The sequence below is a fragment of the Pseudomonas sp. Sample_16 genome (assembly GCF_004307665.1).
Taxonomy (GTDB): domain Bacteria; phylum Pseudomonadota; class Gammaproteobacteria; order Pseudomonadales; family Pseudomonadaceae; genus Aquipseudomonas.
Genome location: NZ_RCOB01000021.1, coordinates 27,817 through 48,292, shown reverse-complemented (window position 1 = coordinate 48,292; position 20,476 = coordinate 27,817). Strand labels below are relative to the sequence as shown.

Here is a 20,476-nt window from a genome sequence, read left to right as displayed (position 1 = left end):
TGGCTTAACCCTCTCGTTCGAAATGAGCAAGGCGCTGAGTGATATCGCTGCGCGCTGCGCGTATCCGGTGCTCGTCCTGGGTGTCGAGCATTTGCTGGAAATAGTTCGCCAGCCCGGCAATATGCTCCCGGCCATCACCGAGGCTTTCCTGATACAAACGGTCCAGTCGTGCCAGCAACAGGGTATTGATCTGCTGATCGCGTGGGTGCACCTTCAGCGATTCTAGGGCGACCAGCCGCCGGGCGATTTCTTCTGCAGGCAGGACGCCAGGGTTGTTCTCGATCACTAGCCGGCGAGTGTCGCCGTTGATCGGCAAATGCACCTGAGCTTCGAGCAAGCCGTTGTTGTCGTAGGTGAAGCGCACATCCAGGGTGACTTCACCGGCCTTGCGCGGCGGCACCGGAATTTCCAACTCCCCCAGGAAAATGTTGTTATTCACCAGCCGGCTTTCGCCCTGATAGATACCCAGTTTGACCACGCTCTGGTTGTCACTGAGGGTGGACACGGTACGGGACCGGCTTACCGGCACCACCGTGTTGCGCTCGATGATCGGCAAGTAATGGCCGCTTTGGAAACCGCCACCTTGCTGTACCGACGTCTCGATGCCCAAGGTGTAGGGGCAGACATCGGTGAGCACCACTTCTTCAAGGGAGGCATGGCGAGCCTGAAGCGCCGCCTGAATGGCCGCACCTTGCACGACCACTTCGTCCGGGTTGAGCTGCATCGCCGGGATTCGCCCGAACAGGGATGCGACCAGCTTGCGCACCAGCGGCATGCGTGTCGTACCACCCACCAACAATATTTCGTTCAGGTCCGCGACCTTGATACGGGCATCACGCATTGCGCGTTCGATCGGCGCACGCAGGCGGTCCAGCAGGGGACGAACGATGTCAGCAAGCTCGCCTTGAGTCAGTTCTATGCTCCATTCACGCGTTTGCTCGCGAAGGGTAAAGCGTGCCGCCTGCGCCGGCCCCAAGGCATGGCGAACCCGTTGAGCTTCACGCCGCAACCGCTGTGCGATGGCAGGGAGGCTGGTGTCTGGCAGGTCAGCGGTGCCGATTTTTGCGATGAAATGCTCCACGAGCAGGTCATCGAAGTCTTCACCGCCAAGGAAGTTGTCTCCCGCGCTCGCGCGGACTTCCATCACGCCTTCGAATAGTTCCAGAATGGACACATCAAAGGTGCCACCGCCGAGGTCGAACACCAGAAAGGTCGCTTCGTTTCGCTGTTGAAGACCATAGGCCAAGGCTGCGGCGGTGGGCTCGTTGACCAGTTTTTCAATTTTCAACCCGGCCAGTTCGCCAGCAATGCGCGTCGCCTTGCGCTGAGCATCGCTGAAATACGCAGGCACGCTGATCACCGCTTCATTAACAGGCTCGCCCAAGGCACGTTCGGCGTCAGCCTTGAGACTGCGCAGCAGCATCGCCGAGAGCTCTTCCGCGCGGTAAGCGCGTGCGCCCAGTAGCGTTTCGCGGGAGCTACCCATGTAGCGCTTGAACAGAGACGTGGTGAGGTGCGGGTGGGTGTGCAACCGCTCGCGGGCAATATCCCCGACGACCAGTTGGCCGTGGTCGTCGAGGCCAACGACGCTAGGCGTGAGAAGGTTACCCAGAGCATTGGGGAGTATCCGGGCATGTTCGCCGTCCCAGGCAGCCACGAGGCTGTTGGTGGTGCCCAGATCGATACCTATGATCACAATCACTTTTCCTTAAATGACGCGGCCGATCAGCAGAGCACTTTGGTCGCAAGGTCAGTCGTCACAGTCGTACCAGCGGTACGAAAATCCATGGCTGGAGTTATCGGCAGTGCTGGCGGCAGCTTTAACCCGACTCGAGGAAAAGTGGGGACCGTCAGCAATCGGAAATGGCGCCGAAGCGAACCCGCAGAAAAGGGGACGAATTTATTATTCTAAAAATAGATCTGTCCCCTTTTTTTGTTGAAGTTGGCGATGGTCTTGAAATCCGGCATCAAACGCCCGGTCAGCCACATCAGCTCGACGTTGCGTTGGGCTTCCCGCTCCAGGCGTCGACTCGACTGAACCCGGTTCAGATAGCCGTAGATGAAAATCTTCAACAAGATCGCGGGGTGATAAGCTGGCCGGCCCGTCACTGCCGGTATGACACCGTCAAAACCAAGTTTGGCCAGGTCGAGTTCGTTGACGAAGACGTCGACTACGCGCACCGGGTTGGTATCGCTGACGTAGTCGTCAAGACTCTCGGGAAGTAAGGTGCTTTGACCGCGATGTTCGCCTTGGATGAAGCGCTTCATTGACGATTCCTGGAGTTAAACACCTCGGAAAATCATAGCAAAGGTGTATACCGGCATAGGCTCCCTGACAGAGGCGGACTTCAGTTACCCCTCTTACTGGCGAACAATTTTTGAGGTGCTGACGATGACCCGCTTACAGGTTGTAAAGTTTGACTTAAGTGAGGTGACGAATTCTGACGAACTCCATTCCATCTTGAAAGATGCACTCGAATTCCCTGGCTGGTACGGCTGTAATTGGGATGCTTTCTGGGATGCAATTACGGGACTTGTGGAAATGCCCATACACTTGAAAATCTCAGGGTGGAATACTTTATCCAGACGTTTACCGGAGGATGCGAAGCTGATGCAAAAAATCCTTGAAGACATGAAGATCGAGTATCCAGAACTCGCACCAGATGTGGAGTTCGACTAAACGATTTTTAGGTCGACATTTGGCCGGAGCCACGTAAACCGCCAGCCTTCCTCAGGAAAATTTTCAGTAGATCCCGCACCGAGATTCTTGGCTCACTGCCGTTGGCTGCCGGCACCATCTGTTTTTACACACTCTGGGCCGATCGCTGCCTGTCTACAACACCCACTATCGGCCCCATACCTAACGAATACCAACAAAAAGTAGAAGAGTGCACCTCACCGTCAACCGTTGGGCGCCTGCATCGGGGTGTGTCAAACGCGTTGACTAAGCTTTGATTTACCGAAAATTTTTTCGGCAAATACAAGGAAGGTGCGGCATGACTTTCTTAAAGTTCGGAATGATCGCCTCGTTGATTTTTCTCGCCGGATGCGCAAGCAGTAGCGCTTATCAACCGCCATCTGTGCCGGCAAACGCCGTCACGTTAAATGACGAGCAAATCCACGGCACGTTAATGAACAAGAAGCTGTATGGCACCACTCGGGAGGGCAGCCGTCCGTATTCGATTTTGTTTTCGCCCGATGGAACGGACATTTTTCAAATGGCACCTGACCCTCCCGAGAAGGAACGCTGGACACTTAACGAGGGTGTTGTTTGCGTCATACCCAAAGGCTACCCAACGGAATGCAGCCAGGTGAAAGTAGCTAATAATGAGTTCTGGTTTGTTGATCCAAAAAGCGGGCGGGTCAATGCGCATTTGAAACTCAATCCGTGACGCGAGGCAGGTCCACGGGGGCTCCGGCTGGAGCGGCACCGTCCGCTCTGGCTCTTTTCGCGAGCAGGCTCGCTCCTACAGGTGAGTGTTTGGCGTTTTTAAACGTCGATGTGGGGTTTGTGTTTAAGCGTCCTCAGGCTTTTTTCCTGAAAGCTACAAAACCTTGCGCCGTTGCCTACGGTTACGCCAGAATCCGCCGGCTTGTGCGTCTTGGGGCTGGGTTCTATTGTTTGCCGGTCGCTGAAAAAAACAGCGATCGGGTTTGGTAGCCCGGCCACCACAAGGCGCACAGCGTCACCTTTTGCAGGTGCTTTTCGACACCTGTTTTATGGTGGCCATGCGCAGGGCGCCTTCGGGCGCGCCGGGTTTGCCTTGTGTGCCGGTCTACCAACCTTCGTATGGTCACCACCCTTCGTTTGGTAGCAAGGGTGATGACTCCTTTAAATACACAAGGAGTTTCATCATGATCAAACCCACGCCGAATCCGCCAGAAACCGATCCCACGTCACCCTACGAACCCGATCCAAAGACTCTCAACGACGCCGCCGAGCGCGCGCTCAACTCCCACTTCCCCTCGACGGCCGACATCAAGGCCACGCCGCGCACAGTCAGCACGCTGTTTACGGTAGACCCCGAGGTCAAGACTGAAACCCTGATGGTGTATCTGGTGGAGACGCTGGCCTCGGTGGATGTGATGGTGCATCAATTGGTCGATCATCTGGAGGGTGGCGACCGCAATGCGCTGCTGGGCATTTCCAACAGCATCATGCTGGCGGAGATCACGGCGAACCGCGTACTGGATCAGATTGACCCGCCGCAATGATCCGCTAATTGACGAAGGACCAAAAAAAAACCACCCCGACACCTTCAATGCCGGGGTGGCTCATCAGTACTTCGCTATTTCACTTCAAGTCGAACCGATCCAGGTTCATCACCTTGGTCCACGCTGCCACGAAGTCCTTGACCAATTTCTCCTGGCCGCCGGCGCTGGCATAAACTTCGGCAAGCGCCCGCAGTTGAGAGTTGGAGCCAAAGACCAGATCGACCCGCGTCGCGGTCCATTTCTGTTGCCCGGTCTTGCGGTCTGTTCCGGTGAATTCCTCATTGGCCTCCGACACCGGTTTCCATTCCACGCCCATGTCCAGCAGGTTGGTGAAGAAATCATTGGTCAGCGCTTCCGGGCGGCTGGTGAAGACGCCGTGGGCGGTTTTGCCGACGTTGGTGTTGAGCACACGCATGCCGCCAATGAGCGCAGTCATTTCCGGTGCGGTGAGCGTCAACAATTGCGCCTTGTCGATCAGCAACTTTTCCGCCGGGACGGTGTAACGGCCCTTGAGGTAGTTGCGGAAGCCATCGGCGATGGGTTCAAGGAAGCCGAAAGACTCGACATCGGTCTGCTCCTGGCTCGCGTCCATCCGCCCGGGTGTGAAAGGCACCGTGACGGTGTGTCCGGCATTTTTCGCTGCCTGCTCGACCCCGGCACAACCGGCCAGCACGATCAGGTCAGCCAGCGAGACTTTCTTGCCGCCGGCGTTGAACTCCTTCTGGATACCTTCGAGTTTTTCCAGCACACCCGAGAGTTGTTCCGGCTGATTGGCCTGCCAGAATTTCTGTGGCGCCAGACGCAGGCGCCCGCCGTTGGCACCGCCGCGTTTGTCAGAACCGCGGAAGGTCGAAGCCGCCGCCCAGGCTGTGGAAACAAGCTGCGACACCGACAGTCCCGAGGCCAGCAGTTTGCTCTTCAGCGCTGCGACATCACTGTCGTTGACCAGCTCATGATCGACTGCTGGAATCGGGTCTTGCCACAGCAGTTCTTCGTTGGGCATTTCCGGGCCGAGGTAGCGCGAAAGCGGCCCCATGTCACGGTGGATCAGTTTGTACCAGGCGCGGGCAAAGGCGTCGGCCAGTTGGTCGGGGTTCTCCAGGAAGCGCCGTGAAATCGGCTCGTAGATCGGGTCGAAGCGCAGCGCCAGGTCGGTGGTCAGCATGGTGGGATCACGCCGTTTGGACGGATCGTGGGCATCCGGGATGATGCCGGCGCCTGCTCCATTTTTTGGCTTCCACTGATGCGCGCCAGCAGGGCTCTTGGTCAGTTCCCACTCGAAGCCGAACACGTTCTCCAGGAAGTTGTTGCTCCATTGGGTCGGGGTCGTTGTCCAGGTGACTTCCAGGCCGCTGGTAATGGTGTCGGGGCCTTTACCGGTACCGAACTTGTTCCGCCAGCCCAGCCCTTGCTCTTCCAGGCCGGCCGCTTCGGGCTCGGCCCCGACATTGTCCGCGGGACCCGCGCCGTGGGTTTTGCCGAAGGCGTGACCACCGGCGATCAGCGCCACGGTTTCTTCATCGTTCATCGCCATGCGACCGAAGGTTTCGCGAATGTCCAGGCCGGCGGCGACCGGATCCGGATTGGCTTCGGGGCCTTCCGGGTTCACATAGATCAGGCCCATTTGCACAGCGGCCAGCGGGTTTTCCAGATTGCGGCCAGGCTCGACACGGCTGTCTTCGTTTTCCCCAGGCTCGGCAACGAGCGGGCCTTCACCGGGTTTCTGCATCGGTTGATCGTTTTTGCCGTAACGGGTATCACCGGCCAGCCATTTGCTTTCCGAACCCCAATACACATCTTCGTCCGGTTCCCAGACGTCCGGGCGGCCACCGGAAAAACCAAACGTCTTGAAGCCCATCGACTCCAGCGCCACGTTGCCGGTGAGCACGATCAGGTCGGCCCAGGAAATGTTGCGGCCGTATTTTTGCTTGATCGGCCAGAGTAGGCGGCGAGCCTTGTCGAGGCTGACGTTATCCGGCCAGCTGTTGAGCGGTGCAAAGCGTTGCTGGCCGGAGCCTGCGCCGCCACGGCCGTCACCGGTGCGATAGGTGCCGGCGGAGTGCCAGGCCATGCGCACAAAGAGCGGGCCATAGTGGCCGAAGTCGGCGGGCCACCAATCTTGCGAGTCGGTCATCAGCGCCGTCAGGTCTCTTTTGACGGCTGCAAAGTCCAGCTGCTTGAAGGCTTCGGCATAGTTGAAGTCTTCGTCCATGGGATCGGAGAGGGACGAGTGCTGGTGCAGGATCTTCAGATTCAGTTGATTCGGCCACCAGTCGCGGTTGGTTGTGCCACCGCCGGCGGCCTGATGAAACGGGCATTTCGATTCAGTTGCCATGTGTGAGCTACCCTCGGTCGTGTCATTCAGCTGACCGCCCCGGTTGTGGTCGGACAGCGGTGATTGAAATCAATGACTCAGGCTTGCGGCCGTGCAATGCGATCTTCTGATCGATCTGGCCATGCGGGTATTCTGAACACAGGCAACGCAATTGCCGACAGGATGACCCACGGTACGCCCAGTCAGTTGCAGACTCGTTCTTATCTCGTTATCAGGTCTTGGCCGGCCAGATGGCACCGGCGTTAGATAATGCTAGTCGCCCCTTGGGAAGTCAGCTAATAGCCGCAGTATTGGCAGCCGATAGGCGAAATCTTTCAGGGGCGAGGCGTTTTGCAAAAGCCGTCAGGCCTTGACCCAGCGTTGACGGCTCCAGCTGCTCAACGTATCGACAGCGAATACCAGTAATAGCATGGCCAGGATGACCGTGCTGGCTTGAGCCTCTTGAAACAGGCTGAGACTGACGTACAGCATCTGTCCCAGACCACCGGCACCGACGAACCCGAGCACACTGGCCATGCGGATGTTGTTTTCCCAGCGATACAGAATGTAGGCCACCATTTGCGGCCACAGGTTGGGCAGCGTGCCGTAACAGAACGCCCAGACTGCATTGCCACCTTGCAGGCGGATCGCTTCGGCAGGTTGCGCCGGGGTGTTTTCCAGCGCTTCGGCGAACAGCCGGCCGAGTACTCCGGTGGTATGCAGGGCCAGCGCCAGGGTGCCGGCATTGGGACCGAGCCCGGCGGCCAGCACCATCAACGCCGCCCACACCAGTTCCGGTACTGCGCGCAGGGCGTTGAGCACCAGGCGTGACGCGCTCTGCAACGGCCAGCCGAACCGTCCCGCCGCCGGCAATGCCAACATCAGGCCGAATACCGCCGCGAGCAAGGTGCCCAAAGCCGACATGGCGATGGTTTCCACTGCGCCATGACCGATGGCTTGCAGGTGAGTTGGGCTCAAGTCCGGGCTGAGGAAACGCCGGGCATAATCGGCCATGCGCCCGAAATTGCCGGTGGCGCCGAGTTCGCCGAGGTCGATGCCCAGGTAGACGAAAGAGGCGATGGCCGCGGCGACGATGCCCAGCAACAGCGCCAGGTTGATCAAGCGATTCATGCCAGCCTCCAGCGCAGCAAACGGCTGAGTTGATCGGCGAACAGCACCAGCACCAGGAACGTCAGTAACAGACTGGCGACTTCACCGCCAGCGAACATGCGCAACGACAGGTCCATTTGCTGGCCGAGGCCCCCGGCACCGACAAACCCCATCACCACCGAGGCGCGGATCGCGCATTCCCAGCGGTACACCGTGTACGACAACAGTTCCGCCGCGACATTGGGCACAATCCCGTAGACGAAGGCCGCGAGGCGACCACTGCCGGCTTGCAGCAACGCATGGGCGGGGCGCTGGTCCACCGACTCGTAGATCTCCGCGTAGACCTTGCCCAACATGCCGCTGTAGGTAATGGCAATGGCCAGGACCCCGGCCGTCGGCCCGAGGCCCACGGCACGCACGAACAACAGCGCCCAGACGATCTCCGGCACGCTGCGCAGGAAGATCAGCAAGCCGCGCACCGGCCAGCGCAGCCATTGGCCCCAGGAATCGGGACGCCCTGCGCGGGACGCCGCCGACAACGACAACGCCCGGCTGGCCAACAGGCTGGCGGGCACGGCCAGCATTAGCGCCAGTGCCATGCCCGCCGTGGCGATGGCCAGGGTTTGCAGGGTGGCTTGCAGGAGCAACTGGAAGAATTCTTCGCCATGGGCCGGTGGCCAGAACGCCGAGACAAAACGGCCCATCTCGCTTTGGCTGTCGCTGGCCACCAGCACGCTCAAATCCAGTTCACTGAAGTGAATGCCTGGCCACAGCAAGGCAATGACCAATAGCGTCAGCAGCAGACGCGGTCGGGCGGCCGGGTCTCGGGTATCGCGTTTCAGCATCGAGGAATCTGCACAACCAGAGGGACCGGTGGGACCGGAGGGGAAAGCAACTGTTCGTTGGCGTAGAGCCTGTCGAGCAGTTCGCGGTCGACGGCGCTGGCCGGCAGGTCGAACATAATCTGTCCGTCGCGCAAGCCGATGATCCGTGAAAAATGCGCCAGGGCCAGTTCCACTGCATGCAGGCTGGCGACCAGCGTGACGTTGTGTTCCCGTGCATGACGGCACAGCACTGACAGGGTGTGTTCGGCCAGTACCGGGTCCATCGCCGACACCGGCTCATCGGCCAGCAACACCTCGGGCGCCTGATACAGCACGCGCGCAATGCCCACGCGCTGAAGCTGGCCGCCGGACAGTTGCTGGCATTGGGCGAACAACTTGTCGCCCAGGTCCAGCCTGGCCAACGCCGCCCGTGCGCCGGCGACATCCAGCGGATGCAGCAGGTTCATCAGGCTTTTGCCCAGGCCCCACTGGCCAATCTTGCCGGCCAGCACCGCCGTGACCACCCGTTGGCGCGGCGGCAGCGGCGGCGACTGGTGGACCAGGCCGATTCGCGCGCGCAAGCGTTGGCGTTGGCGGGCAGACAGTTGCCACGCACGTTCGCCGAGCAGTTGAAGCTCGCCGCTGCTCGGTTGCAGGGCGGTGCCCAGCAGATTGAGCAGGCTCGATTTACCCGCACCGGACGGGCCGATGATGGCGACCTGTTCGCTCGCCGCGATGTGCAAGTCCACGTTATGCAGCGCGTGGATGCCATTGGTATGGGTCAGGTTGACCCGGGTCAGCTGCAGGGTCATTTGAGCAGGTCGGCAGCGCGCGCGGCTTCCTCGATGCCCTTGTAGTTATCCGGGCTGGTTTCGATGAAACGGCTGGCGGCCTGCAGGTCGAGAATGGCCTTGTCCGCCGGTTTTGCCGGATCGAGGGCCAGGAACGCTGCCTTGATTTTCGCGGCCAGCGCCGGGTCGAGGGTGCCGCGCACGGTCCAGTTGTAATCGAAATAGGTGGGCGTGGTGGCAAACACTTTGACTTTGTTGGTATCGACTTTGCCGGCAGCAACCAGTTTTTCCCAGACGCTGGCGTTGAGCACGCCGGCATCGACTTTGCCGGCCTGGACCCAGGCAACCGTGGCGTCATGGGCGCCGGAATAGCCGACGCGGCTGAACCAGGTTTCCGGCTTGATGCCGTCCTTGAGCATGAAGTAGCGCGGCATCAGACTGCCGGACGTGGACGACACCGATCCGAAGGCGAAGGTCTTGCCCTTGAGGTCGGCGAGGGATTTGACGGCCGGGTCCGCGGTGATGAATTTGCTGGTGAACTGCGCGTCCTGTTCACGCTGGACCAGGGGAATGGCGTTGCCGGTTTTCAAACGGGCCTGGACGAATGTGAACCCGCCAAGCCAGGCCAGGTCGATTCGGTCCGTGGCCAGCGCTTCGACCACCGCCGGGTAGTCACTGACAGGCACGAACTCGACTTTCATACCCAACTGTTGTTCCAGATAAGCGCCCAGTGGCTTGAACTTGCGCAGCAATTCGGTCGGGGCTTCGTCAGGAATGGCGCTGACTTTAAGGGTGTCGGCGGCCTGCGCCAGCAAGCTGCTGATGGACAGGGTCAAGCCGACGGCCAGTGCCAGGGTACGCATGAGCATGAAAGTTCTCCGTTTCATTCACTACAAAAAAAGGCGCTGCGTCCCGCATGGGCGGTGAGTGGCATGGCGCAGTGTGAGGGTAGCCGAAACGGAGGGTGAGCATGAACTCCTGCTTTGCACTCAGTTAGTTTGATCAGGCCGACCGGCGACCTGAAAGGACCGCCAGACGCCAGCGATCAAACGTCAATAAACATCCCGCAGGTAGCGTTTTTGCTCGCTCATCTGCCGCCAGTAATCGGCGGCGCAGTCCGCGCCAAGTCCGCCATGCTGTTGCGCAACCTGGCGCAAGGCCCGGTCGACGTCCTTGGCCATCTGGCTGGCATCGCCGCAGACGTACACCTGCGCGCCTTCCTGCAACCAGCGCCACAGTTCGGCGCCTTGTTCGCGAATGCGGTCCTGCACGTAGATTTTTTGCGCCTGATCGCGGGAAAACGCCAGGCTCAATCGGGTCAACAAGCCATCGCGCTGCATGCCCTGCAATTCGTCGCGGTAGTAGAAGTCGCTGGCGGCATGTTGCTCGCCAAAAAACAGCCAGTTATGGCCCTGATCACCCCGTGCCCGACGCTCCTGCAGAAAGGCGCGAAAGGGCGCCACGCCGGTGCCGGGGCCGATCATGATCATCGGTACATCCCCATCGACCGGCGTGCGGAAGTGCTTGGACGGCTGGACGAAAACCGGCACATGGCCGTTTTGCGCGCGGTCGGCAAGAAACGTCGAGGACACGCCTTTGCGTTTGCCATAGCGCACGGCGGCGACGGTGAGGTGCACTTCCTGCGGGTGCGCCTTGGGGCTGGACGCGATGGAATACAGGCGCGGTTGCAGGCGCTTGAAGGTGCTGAGCAGTTCGCTGGCCGAGCAATCGACCGGAAAGGCTTGCAGCACGTCCGCCAGTTGCCGGCCCCACAGCCAGTCTTTGAGCTCAGCCTTGCGCTCGCTGCCCAGCAGTTGTTTCAGTGCGGGATTGGCACTGCGTTCGGCAATCAATGCCAGCGTTTCCTGGCTGGGGCGAGCGATTTCCAGATGCTCGGTCAGGGCCTGGTGCAACGGCACCTCACCGAGCTTGTCGAGGGTGACGGTGGCGTCGGCGCTCATGCCCGTCAGTTCGAGCAATTCGTCGACCAGTTCAGGGCAGTTGCGCGGGTAGACCCCCAGTGCGTCGCCCGCCTCGTAGCTGAGCCCAGAGTCCGCCAGGTCCAGGGAAAACATGCGGGTTTCCTTGTTGTTGCTCTGGCGGTTGAGGTGAAGATTGGTCAGCAGTCGCGAGGCATGCGGTCGGGTCTTGCAGGGTGCCTCGACCGTGCTGGGCGCTACGATAATGGCCGGCTTGTCGATCACCGAATGCGCAGGCTTGAGGACTTTGTGCAATTGAGCGAGCCAGTTGTCGGCACGCTCTTCGAACTCAGTGTCGCAATCGACCCGTTCGATCAGGCGGGTAGCGCCCAGCTCCTGCAGGCGTTGATCGAGTTGCTTGCCGTGCTGGCAGAACTGGTCGTAGTTCGGGTCACCCAAAGCCAAAACCGCAAAACGCAGGGATTCAAGGCGCAGTTGGGCATTATTGAGGGTGTACCAGAAACCTTCGCCATTGTCCGGTGGGTCGCCATCGCCGAAGGTGCTGCTGATCAGCGCCAGGTTGGCGGTAGTCGCCAGTTTGCTGGCTGGAAAGTCAGCCATCGGGCTCAGCTCCACGGCTATCCCGTCGTCACGCAGGCGCTTGGCAAAGCGCTCGGCCAGTGCCTCGGCATTGCCGGTTTGCGAGGCCCACAACAGGGTCAGCGCGGGTGTACGGTCTGCCCCAACCGGGGTCGCTGGCGCCGGGCTGTCGGCCAGTTCGACGCGGCTGAATAACCCACCCAGCACACCGTCAAGCCATAGCCGGGTAGTCGCAGCCAGTGGCGCGTTGGCCGGCATGACCGGTACGCCAGCGATCTGGCGGCCCGCGGTGGATTGCAGGCCACTGACAAAACCGGCGAGGTAGGTGCGTTCGTTATCGCTGAGTGACGGGGAGGGCAGGCTGCGAATGCCCGCGAGATCGGCGAAGGTCTCGATGCTCGACATGACGAGTTCCTCGGAGAGTGTGCAAGCGGGGAGTGGGGCGGTGGCCGGTGCAGGCGAATCGAGAAATTGATGGTTGATCAGTTCGACTCGTTGCAGGGCAACGGCACAAAACTTGAATTCCGGTTGCAGGGAGATCGGGTCGACGGCATCGCTGGTGACCGCGTTGATGGCCAGGTTGTCGCCAAACACATCGTTCCAGTGGAAAGGCGCGAAGCAATTGCCCTCGCGCACCCGTTCGGTCACCACCGCCGGCAATACTGCGCGGCCGCGCAGCGAGCGCACTTCGACTGGGTCCTTGTCCTTGATGCCCAGGCGAGCGGCATCTTCAGGATGAATCTCGATGAACGGCCCAGGGTTGAGTTTGTTCAGGGTGTCGACTTTGCCGGTCTTTGTGAGGGTGTGCCACTGATGCTGCAAGCGACCGGTATTGAGCACGAAGGGAAAGGTTTCATCGGGCATCTCTGCCGGTGACAGGTGCGGGCGGGCGAAGAACTTGCCCTTGCCGTTCGCGCTCGGGAACACGATGGCGGGTCGGCTGCCGTCGGCTTCCAGCTTGAGTGCCTGGCTTACGCCGTCATTCACATAGCGGATCGGGTTGCGTATATCGGCGCTGGCGTCGGCACACGGCCATTGCAACGACTGTTCGCGCAGACGGGCATGACTGGCGCCACGCATGTCGTAACCGGTCTGCGGATTCCAGGCGCGTTTGATCTCTTCGAACACCTCATTGGCGTCGGTGTAGCTGAAGGCCTCGGCGAAGCCCATTTCGCACGCCACCCTGGCAATGATTTGCCAGTCGGGCAGGGTTTCGCCGGGCGCCTGCACGGCTTGTTGCATCAGCGTCAGGTTGCGTTCGGAGTTGATCATCACGCCCTCCGCCTCGGCCCATAACGCACCCGGCAGAAGGATATCGGCGTAGCGATTGGTCTCGGTGTCGAGAAAGGCGTCCTGGGTGATTACCAGTTCAGCGGCCTGCAAGCCTTCGATCACTTTCTGGCGATTGGGCACGGACGCTACCGGGTTGGTGCAGATGATCCAGCAGGCCTTGATCTGCCCGGCGCTCATCTGTTCGAACATCGCCACGGTGCCGGCACCGGCTGCGCGCGGCAGGCTGTTGTGGGGGATGTTCCACAAATCCTCGATGAATGCGCGATCCGCCTCCACCAGCAGTGAGCGCTGGCCGGGCAGGCCTGGTCCCATGTAGCCCATCTCGCGGCCGCCCATGGCATTTGGTTGACCGGTCAGGGAAAACGGCCCGCTGCCCGGGCGGCAGATCGCGCCGGTGGCCAGGTGCAGGTTGCACAGGGCATTGGTGTTCCAGGTGCCGTGGGTGCTTTGGTTCAGGCCCATGGTCCAGCAGCTCATCCACTCGGCGGCTTCGCCGATCCATTGCGCAGCCTGACGGATGTCCGCTTCGGGCAGGCCGGTGATTTCTGCGACGGCATCCGGCGAATAATCCTCGAGGAAACCGGGCATCGCCTCCCAGCCTTCGGTGAAGGTGGCGATGAAGGCCGGGTCGGTGTGGCCGTTTTTCACCAGCAGGTGCAGCAAGCCATTGAGCAAGGCCAGGTCGGTGCCGGGTTTGATCGGCAGATACAGATCGGCCTTGTCCGCCGTGGCGCTGCGCCGTGGATCGACCACGATCAGTCGGGCGTCGGCCTTGACCCGATCCATCATGCGCAGGAACAGGATCGGATGACAGTCGGCCATGTTGGCGCCGATCACGAAAAACAGATTCGAACGGTCAAAATCCTGATAGGAACCCGGCGGCCCGTCGGCGCCGAGCGACAGCTTGTAGCCGCTGCTGGCGCTGGCCATGCACAAGCGCGAGTTGGACTCGATATTGGCGGTGCGGACAAAACCCTTGGCCAGTTTGGTAATCAGGTACTGGGCTTCAAGCGACATCTGCCCCGACACATAGAACGACAGCGCATCGGGACCGTGGTTATCCAGAATGGTGCGCAGACGGGTCGCTGTCTCAGTGATGGCCGAATCCATTGCCATACGCACCGGATCTCGACTGCGTTCCTGGCGCAGGTAGGCATTTTCCATGCGCCCCGATTCGGCAATGGCCTTGCCGCATGTCGTGCCTTTGGTGCACAGCCGGCCGAAGTTGGCCGGATGGCTTTTGTCACCCGTGACTTTGACCACTCGGTTGTCTTCGACGTGCATGACGATGCCGCAGCCCACGCCACAATAGGGACACACACTGCGCACGGTTTTATTTGCCATCCTCGCCCCTCGAATCTCTACCGGCACCTGAGCGGTGCGCAAACGCAAAAGGCGCCATGCGGCCCTCCGTAAAAAACGGGGGCTACACGGCGCCTTTGTCGTATAGGTGCAATCAGCGTTGACTGCGTTTGAGGTACTTAGCAAACAGCGCGCCAGAATGTCCGGGGCCGCGCCGAATCAGGGGTTCAAGGCAGGAAAGGGTAAATCGGCATGGGTGCTGCGTGCACTTTTATATGGCGATGCACTTAATGGTGCACCAGCCCAAGGCGGGCCTTCGCAGTCCTTACCGGAATGACAGGCGCAAACGGTCAATGATTTGCTCGACGCTCGGGCCCGGGATGTTTGGCGGTTCCGGGCTCTCGCCAAATTCGCGCCAGATGAACAGCGTCAGCTCGGCGCCATCGGTCAGTGTATGAGCGTGGGCACCCGCACCGAAGTTCTTCAGTAATCTGTAGCGATCATCCTGCCAGAACAATTCTTCGACCCAGTGATAGACCGGGATGCAATGGAAATGAATGGGGAATGCCGGGTCATGGCCAAAGCGGCTGATATAGAGCCATTTGGGTTGCAGTTGCGTCTGCAGGATCTTCTGCACTTTGCCGAGCAGGCTGCCGAGTTCAATCAACGCGGCTTCGGGAAGTTCAGCCAGTGAACTGGTGTTGTATCGCGTCCCCAGCACCAGATAGCCAGGGAGCTTTGACGACATGTGATGGTTGAGTATCCAGTGTGCCGTTTCATGGATGATGAATTGTGGAGCTATGTCCATGGATGAGTGTCCGTTGTCGAAGCAGGCAGTAAAGGCATGGTCGTAGAGCGCATTGAACTGCAGCGCAAGGCGTGACTATGCAATCCCTTGGCCGTTGTCGTATACCTCCACTTCAGCAAGACTCTGCGTCACATGAACTCGCATCCGCTACTTCAGATTTTAGTTCCGGCTGTACAAAGTGCGACACGTTTTTCTGGAAAAAAAACGCCTCATTGTCATGCCGGGGATGGTGCAGGTTTCGGGCGGCAGGAATTTATGGATAAAACCGGGTGCTGACCACCAGACAACGGTGTGTTGATTTAACACCAAGGTATAAAGATCGGCCTGACGTGCCGATATACAATGACACCCGCCGAGGTGCCCGCACTTGAGCCTCACTAACAGGGAAGAATCATGAACGTCACTGCGTCCTCGTCCTCGTCCAGCGCCTTGATCGCTGCCTATACCTCTGCCGCCAACACCAGCACGACGAGTGCCCGGGGCAAAGTGGCGGACAGCAGCGCAGCGCCGGATCAAACGCAGAATGATGACGCGGTGAGCTTTTCCAGCGCGGCCACTGATTACAGCGATGCGATTGCCAGCAACGCGCGGTACTTTCCGGTGCGCGCGGGGATGAACGCCGATGCGTTGATTCTTGGTGTGGCCCAGCCCGGTGCGATTTCCAGCTCCAGGGACAAAACCTTCGCCGACGTCGCCCTCGATGCCCGCAAGCGCATGGATGAAAAATATGCGCAGATGTCGGGCAGCGGCAAGCCCTACGACAACAGCATGGCCGACCGTAATGCGCTGATGGGCGACCTTGACCGGCGCTCGTTGTATGCGGTCGCCACCAACGAAGGCGGGAAGTTCACCAAGCAAGAGCAAACCGCAGCGCAGGACGTGATGCGCCAGCAGGCCCAGCTCGCCACTGGCTACTACGTCGGGCCGGAAGATCAGAAGAAGAACTGGCGGGATCCTTTCGCCAATGACCCGGTCGGACGAGCCAAGGCTGCCTTGAGTTTCATGGACAACATGAGCCCCGAAGAGAAGGCCACACCGCAATGGCTGTCCCAGCGCAACACGCTGCAAACCGCGCTGGATCAAGCGACGGCGGCCGATCCCGTAGAGCTGGCGAAGAAAAAACAACTGTATTTCCCGATTCTCGCCGAAATTCTGCAGAACGGCACCAGCTGGTTCGACAAGAAAGACTCGGATGAAAAGAACGCCAGTGACGCGCTGGCCAAGCTCAAAGCGATTGTTCAGTCCACTCGGTGAAAAATCAGTCCGGTATTCGCGAGTTAGCCTTTTCGACCGACTGATTTGTCCTTTAGGCGATATGTACTGGCTTATTAGCGTTAGTCGGTAATTCTCCGCAGGGGTAGAGTCGAGATCACGTTCCTGGCCAACCCGGATGATCCCGATGACCCGCCCGCGCTTTTTACCCGACAACTTCACCCTGACCCTGGTCGGTGTGGTCATTCTCGCCAGTTTGCTACCGGCCAGCGGTCAGGTCGCGGTCGGCTTCGGCTGGTTGACCAACATTGCCATTGCCCTGCTGTTTTTCCTGCACGGCGCCAAGCTGTCGCGGGAATCGATCATCGCCGGCGCCGGTCACTGGCGCCTGCATTTGCTGGTGTTCGGCCTGACGTTTGTGCTGTTCCCGTTGCTCGGCCTGGCACTCAAGCCATTCCTCTCGCCGTTGATCGGCGACAACCTGTACATGGGCATGCTTTACCTCTGTGCGCTGCCTGCCACGGTGCAGTCGGCGATTGCCTTTACCTCGTTGGCCCGCGGCAATATCCCTGCGGCGATTTGCAGCGCGGCGGCGTCGAGTCTGTTCGGGATCTTCCTCACACCGTTGCTGGTGACGTTGCTGATGGACGTGCACGGCGATGGCGGTTCGACAGTCGATGCCATCCTGAAAATCAGCGTGCAACTGTTGCTGCCGTTCGTTGCCGGGCAAATCGCCCGCCGCTGGATCGGCGCCTGGGTGGCACGCAACAAGGGTTGGCTGAAATTTATCGACCAAGGTTCGATCTTGCTGGTGGTCTATGGCGCGTTCAGCGAAGCGGTGATCGAAGGCATCTGGCACCAGATCCCGTTGCGTGATCTGGCCGGACTGGTGGTTGCCTGCTGTGTGTTGCTGGGGCTGGTTCTGGTGGCTTCTACCGTGCTGGGCAAAGTCTGCGGCTTCAGTCAGGAAGACCGCATCACCATCCTCTTCTGCGGCTCGAAGAAAAGCCTGGCCACCGGTGTGCCGATGGCGCAGGTGCTGTTCGCCGGCAGCACCATCGGTGTGCTGATCCTGCCATTGATGTTGTTCCATCAGATTCAATTGATGGTCTGCGCGGTCCTCGCGCAGCGTTTCGCCAATCGCCCGGAATCGGTGCCCGAGTTGATGGGGCAGGTGGATCCTTGATCGCATCCGGCTAACTCACTTGCGGTAAACTGCCTGCGCAAAAGGCGCCGCTGCGTTGAATCGCGGCGGTGCCCCTTTACCTCGCAAGCAAGAGAGTCCCATGGCCAACCAAGACATCACTTTCACCCCCGATCCCGACGCAGACTCCATTTCATCCGACGTTGCCGGTTTCGGCGGCATGCTGGTCTCCACGCAGATTCCCACCCGCGCCGACGGTAGCCTGGAGTTGGGTGACATTACCCTGCAAAGCGAATGCACCCTGCAAGCGCTCAAGGTTGCGCTGGAGCGTGCCGGCAGTTCCATGGACCGCGTGTTGCACCTGACCATTTACCTCACCGACATGGCCGACCGCGCCGCGTTCAACGAGGTGTACAAGCGCTTCTTCGCCAAGCCATGGCCGGTTCGCGCCGCCGTAGGCGTTGCTTCACTGGCAGTCGAAGGCATGCGTGTGGAAGTCACGGCAATGGCGGCCAAGGCCTGATCCCGGCAGGACACACACAAACCTGATCGAACATTTGCATCCTGTGGCGAGGGAGCTTGCTCCCGCTGGACTGCGCAGCAGTCCTTGTTTCAGAGGCGCTTCACGCCCCAGCGGGAGCAAGCTCCCTCGCCACAGCTACAGCGCTTCCACAGGGTTTGAGGCATTCCAGGCCTGGCCGAGGCAGCCACCGGGCAGCCTACGGGTGCCGGTCAGGCGTTTCACCGGTACAATGCGCGCCTCGACCGTGACAGCCTGACTAAAAAAATATTATGTCCCTGCCCAAACATCACCTGGAATTGCTCAGCCCCGCCCGCGACGTAGCCATCGCCCGCGAGGCCATTTTGCATGGCGCCGATGCGATCTACATCGGTGGCCCGAGCTTCGGCGCCCGCCACAATGCCTGCAATGAAGTGAGCGAGATCGCCGAACTGGTGGAATTCGCCCGTCGTTATCACGCCCGGGTGTTCACCACCATCAACACCATCCTGCACGACAACGAACTGGAGCCGGCCCGCAAGCTGATCCACCAGTTATACGATGCCGGTGTCGACGCGCTGATCGTCCAGGACCTGGGTGTGATGGAGCTGGATATCCCGCCGATCGAGCTGCACGCCAGCACCCAGACCGACATCCGTACCCTGGCGCGAGCGAAGTTCCTTGACCAGGCTGGCTTCTCGCAACTGGTGTTGGCCCGTGAGTTGAACCTGCAGGAAATCCGCGCCATCGCCGACGAGACGGAAGCGGCGATCGAGTTTTTCATCCATGGCGCGTTGTGCGTCGCGTTCTCCGGGCAGTGCAACATTTCCCACGCGCAGACTGGCCGCAGTGCCAACCGAGGCGACTGCTCCCAGGCCTGTCGATTGCCGTACACCCTCAAGGATGAAAAGGGTGGCGTGATCGCTTACGAAAAACACTTGTTGTCGATGAAGGACAACAACCAGAGCGCCAACATCCGCGCTCTGGTCGAGGCAGGCGTGCGTTCGTTCAAGATCGAAGGCCGCTACAAGGACATGGGTTATGTGAAGAACATCACCGCCTATTACCGCCAGCGCCTCGACGCCGTGCTCGAAGAGCGTCCGGACCTGGCCCGCGCCTCCAGCGGCCGCACCGCGCACTTCTTCCTGCCCGACCCGGAAAAAACCTTCCACCGTGGCAGCACTGATTACTTCGTCACTGACCGCAAGATCGACATCGGTGCCTTTGACTCGCCGACGTTCACCGGTTTGCCAGTCGGCGTTGTCGAGAAAGTTGCCAAGCGCGACATGCTGGTCGTGACGCACGAGCCACTGTCCAACGGCGATGGCCTCAATGTGCTGGTCAAGCGTGAAGTGGTGGGTTTTCGCGCGAACATCGCCGAGCCCAAAGGCGAGTTCGAAGAGGACGGCGAGAAGCGCTATCGCTATCGCGTCGAGCCCAACGAGATGCCGGAGGGCATGTACAAGCTGCGTCCCAGCCACCCGCTCAATCGCAACCTCGATCACAACTGGCAACAGGCGCTGCAAAAGACTTCTGCCGAGCGTCGTGTGGCCTTGCGCTGGGTCGCTCGTCTGCGTGAAGAACAGCTTGAACTGACGGCCACCAGTGAAGAGGGCGTCAGCGCCAGCGTCACCTTGAATGGTCCGTTCGGTGCCGCCAACAAGCCGGAACAGGCGCTGGAGCAGTTGCAGGATCTGCTCGGCCAGCTGGGGACCACTCAGTATCACGCCATCGACATCAAGCTCGACGCCCCACAGGCATACTTCGTCCCGAATTCGCAGCTCAAGGCCTTGCGCCGCGAGGTGATTGAAGCCTTGACCGATGCACGGATCGCCGCCCACCCGCGTGGCAGCCGTAAAGCCGAAACCACACCGCCACCGGTGTACCCGGAGTCGCACCTGTCGTTCCTGGCCAACGTCTACAACCAGAAGGCCCGCGATTTTTATCACCGCCATGGGGTCAAGCTGATCGACGCGGCGTACGAGGCGCATGAGGAAACCGGCGAGGTGCCGGTGATGATCACCAAGCACTGCCTGCGATTCTCCTTCAACCTGTGCCCCAAGCAGGCGAAGGGCGTGACTGGCGTGCGCACCAAGGTCGCGCCGATGCAACTGATCCACGGCGATGAAGTGCTGACCCTGAAGTTCGACTGCAAGCCGTGTGAAATGCACATCATCGGCAAGATGAAAGGCCACATCCTTGGCTTGCCACAGCCGGGCAGCGTTCAACCGGTTGTCGGCCACATCAGCCCCGAAGACCTGCTCAAGACCATTCCCCGCGCTCCGCACTGAGTAGCAGCTGAAAAGATCGCAGCCTGCGGCAGCGCCTACAGGAATCCACTGTAGGAACTGCCGCAGGTTGCAATCTGTTGATCGGGTCGTCGCGCTTTGCTTGTTCTCGACTGGCGGGCTTCGCGAGCTGTGCTAGCGTCTTGAGGTCAACCCT

At 60.1% G+C, this 20,476-nt stretch carries 15 protein-coding genes and 1 pseudogene; 7 read left to right on the top strand and 9 right to left on the bottom strand.

From position 1 onward, the window contains the following. Nucleotides 1-4 precede the first annotated feature (4 nt). Both D8U69_RS02580 and D8U69_RS02575 read right to left on the bottom strand, forming a co-directional pair. Nucleotides 5-1,696 (bottom strand): molecular chaperone HscC, encoded by a 1,692-nt coding sequence (locus D8U69_RS02580; protein WP_130904650.1) that lies wholly within the window; start codon nucleotides 1,694-1,696, stop codon nucleotides 5-7. Nucleotides 1,697-1,938: 242 nt separating this feature from the next. Continuing rightward, nucleotides 1,939-2,268: pseudogene (locus D8U69_RS02575) on the bottom strand (transposase); the annotation flags it as partial. Between the two features lie 124 nt (nucleotides 2,269-2,392). Between D8U69_RS02575 and D8U69_RS02570 the strand changes: the two are divergent. The 3 genes from D8U69_RS02570 to D8U69_RS02560 all read left to right on the top strand — a co-directional run bounded on the left by D8U69_RS02570 (nucleotide 2,393) and on the right by D8U69_RS02560 (nucleotide 4,215). Beyond that, the gene (locus tag D8U69_RS02570) at nucleotides 2,393-2,680 is read left to right on the top strand and encodes a barstar family protein (RefSeq protein WP_130904651.1); all 288 of its coding nucleotides are present in this window, start codon (nucleotides 2,393-2,395) and stop codon (nucleotides 2,678-2,680) included. A gap of 316 nt (nucleotides 2,681-2,996) precedes the next feature. Further along, nucleotides 2,997-3,392 carry a hypothetical protein gene (locus tag D8U69_RS02565; RefSeq protein WP_130904652.1) on the top strand — a complete coding sequence of 132 codons (396 nt, stop codon included), beginning with the start codon at nucleotides 2,997-2,999 and terminating at the stop codon, nucleotides 3,390-3,392. A 463-nt stretch (nucleotides 3,393-3,855) separates the two neighbouring features. After that, nucleotides 3,856-4,215, top strand: coding sequence for a DUF6124 family protein (locus D8U69_RS02560; protein WP_130906624.1), 360 nt, complete (start codon nucleotides 3,856-3,858; stop codon nucleotides 4,213-4,215). Nucleotides 4,216-4,294: 79 nt separating this feature from the next. Here the strand turns inward: D8U69_RS02560 and katG are convergent, their stop codons facing one another. The 7 genes from katG to D8U69_RS02525 form a co-directional block, all read right to left on the bottom strand. Next, the gene (gene katG, locus D8U69_RS02555; protein WP_130906623.1) at nucleotides 4,295-6,550 is read right to left on the bottom strand and encodes a catalase/peroxidase HPI; all 2,256 of its coding nucleotides are present in this window, start codon (nucleotides 6,548-6,550) and stop codon (nucleotides 4,295-4,297) included. A gap of 342 nt (nucleotides 6,551-6,892) precedes the next feature. After that, a complete protein-coding gene (gene phnE / locus D8U69_RS02550; protein ID WP_130906622.1) occupies nucleotides 6,893-7,660 on the bottom strand; it encodes a phosphonate ABC transporter, permease protein PhnE in 768 nt (255 codons plus the stop codon). After that, nucleotides 7,657-8,484: an ABC transporter permease gene (locus D8U69_RS02545; protein WP_130906621.1), complete on the bottom strand. Its 828-nt coding sequence runs from the start codon at nucleotides 8,482-8,484 to the stop codon at nucleotides 7,657-7,659. The genes phnE and D8U69_RS02545 overlap by 4 nt, the downstream gene beginning before the upstream one ends. Beyond that, complete coding sequence (locus tag D8U69_RS02540; RefSeq protein WP_130904656.1) at nucleotides 8,478-9,275, bottom strand: ATP-binding cassette domain-containing protein; 798 nt, start codon at nucleotides 9,273-9,275, stop codon at nucleotides 8,478-8,480. The genes D8U69_RS02545 and D8U69_RS02540 overlap by 7 nt, the downstream gene beginning before the upstream one ends. Further along, nucleotides 9,272-10,123 (bottom strand): putative selenate ABC transporter substrate-binding protein, encoded by an 852-nt coding sequence (locus D8U69_RS02535; RefSeq protein ID WP_130904657.1) that lies wholly within the window; start codon nucleotides 10,121-10,123, stop codon nucleotides 9,272-9,274. Before D8U69_RS02535 ends, D8U69_RS02540 begins: the two co-directional genes overlap by 4 nt. Before the next feature lie 183 nt (nucleotides 10,124-10,306). Continuing rightward, on the bottom strand, nucleotides 10,307-14,410 hold the full coding sequence (locus D8U69_RS02530; protein ID WP_130906620.1) for a bifunctional nitrate reductase/sulfite reductase flavoprotein subunit alpha: 4,104 nt from the start codon (nucleotides 14,408-14,410) through the stop codon (nucleotides 10,307-10,309). A gap of 283 nt (nucleotides 14,411-14,693) precedes the next feature. Then, the gene (locus D8U69_RS02525) at nucleotides 14,694-15,176 is read right to left on the bottom strand and encodes a hypothetical protein (protein WP_056853348.1); all 483 of its coding nucleotides are present in this window, start codon (nucleotides 15,174-15,176) and stop codon (nucleotides 14,694-14,696) included. A gap of 393 nt (nucleotides 15,177-15,569) precedes the next feature. Between D8U69_RS02525 and D8U69_RS02520 the strand changes: the two genes are divergently transcribed. The 4 genes from D8U69_RS02520 (at nucleotide 15,570) to D8U69_RS02500 (ending at nucleotide 20,322) form a co-directional block, all read left to right on the top strand. Next, on the top strand, nucleotides 15,570-16,430 hold the full coding sequence (locus D8U69_RS02520) for a hypothetical protein (RefSeq protein WP_056853349.1): 861 nt from the start codon (nucleotides 15,570-15,572) through the stop codon (nucleotides 16,428-16,430). 145 nt (nucleotides 16,431-16,575) lie between these two features. After that, nucleotides 16,576-17,574, top strand: a complete 999-nt coding sequence (locus D8U69_RS02515; RefSeq protein ID WP_130904660.1) for a bile acid:sodium symporter family protein — start codon at nucleotides 16,576-16,578, stop codon at nucleotides 17,572-17,574. Between the two features lie 100 nt (nucleotides 17,575-17,674). Beyond that, nucleotides 17,675-18,055, top strand: a complete 381-nt coding sequence (locus D8U69_RS02510) for a RidA family protein (RefSeq protein ID WP_056853351.1) — start codon at nucleotides 17,675-17,677, stop codon at nucleotides 18,053-18,055. A 269-nt stretch (nucleotides 18,056-18,324) separates the two neighbouring features. Then, nucleotides 18,325-20,322 (top strand): U32 family peptidase, encoded by a 1,998-nt coding sequence (locus tag D8U69_RS02500; protein ID WP_130906618.1) that lies wholly within the window; start codon nucleotides 18,325-18,327, stop codon nucleotides 20,320-20,322. The last annotated feature ends 154 nt before the right edge of the window (nucleotides 20,323-20,476 follow it).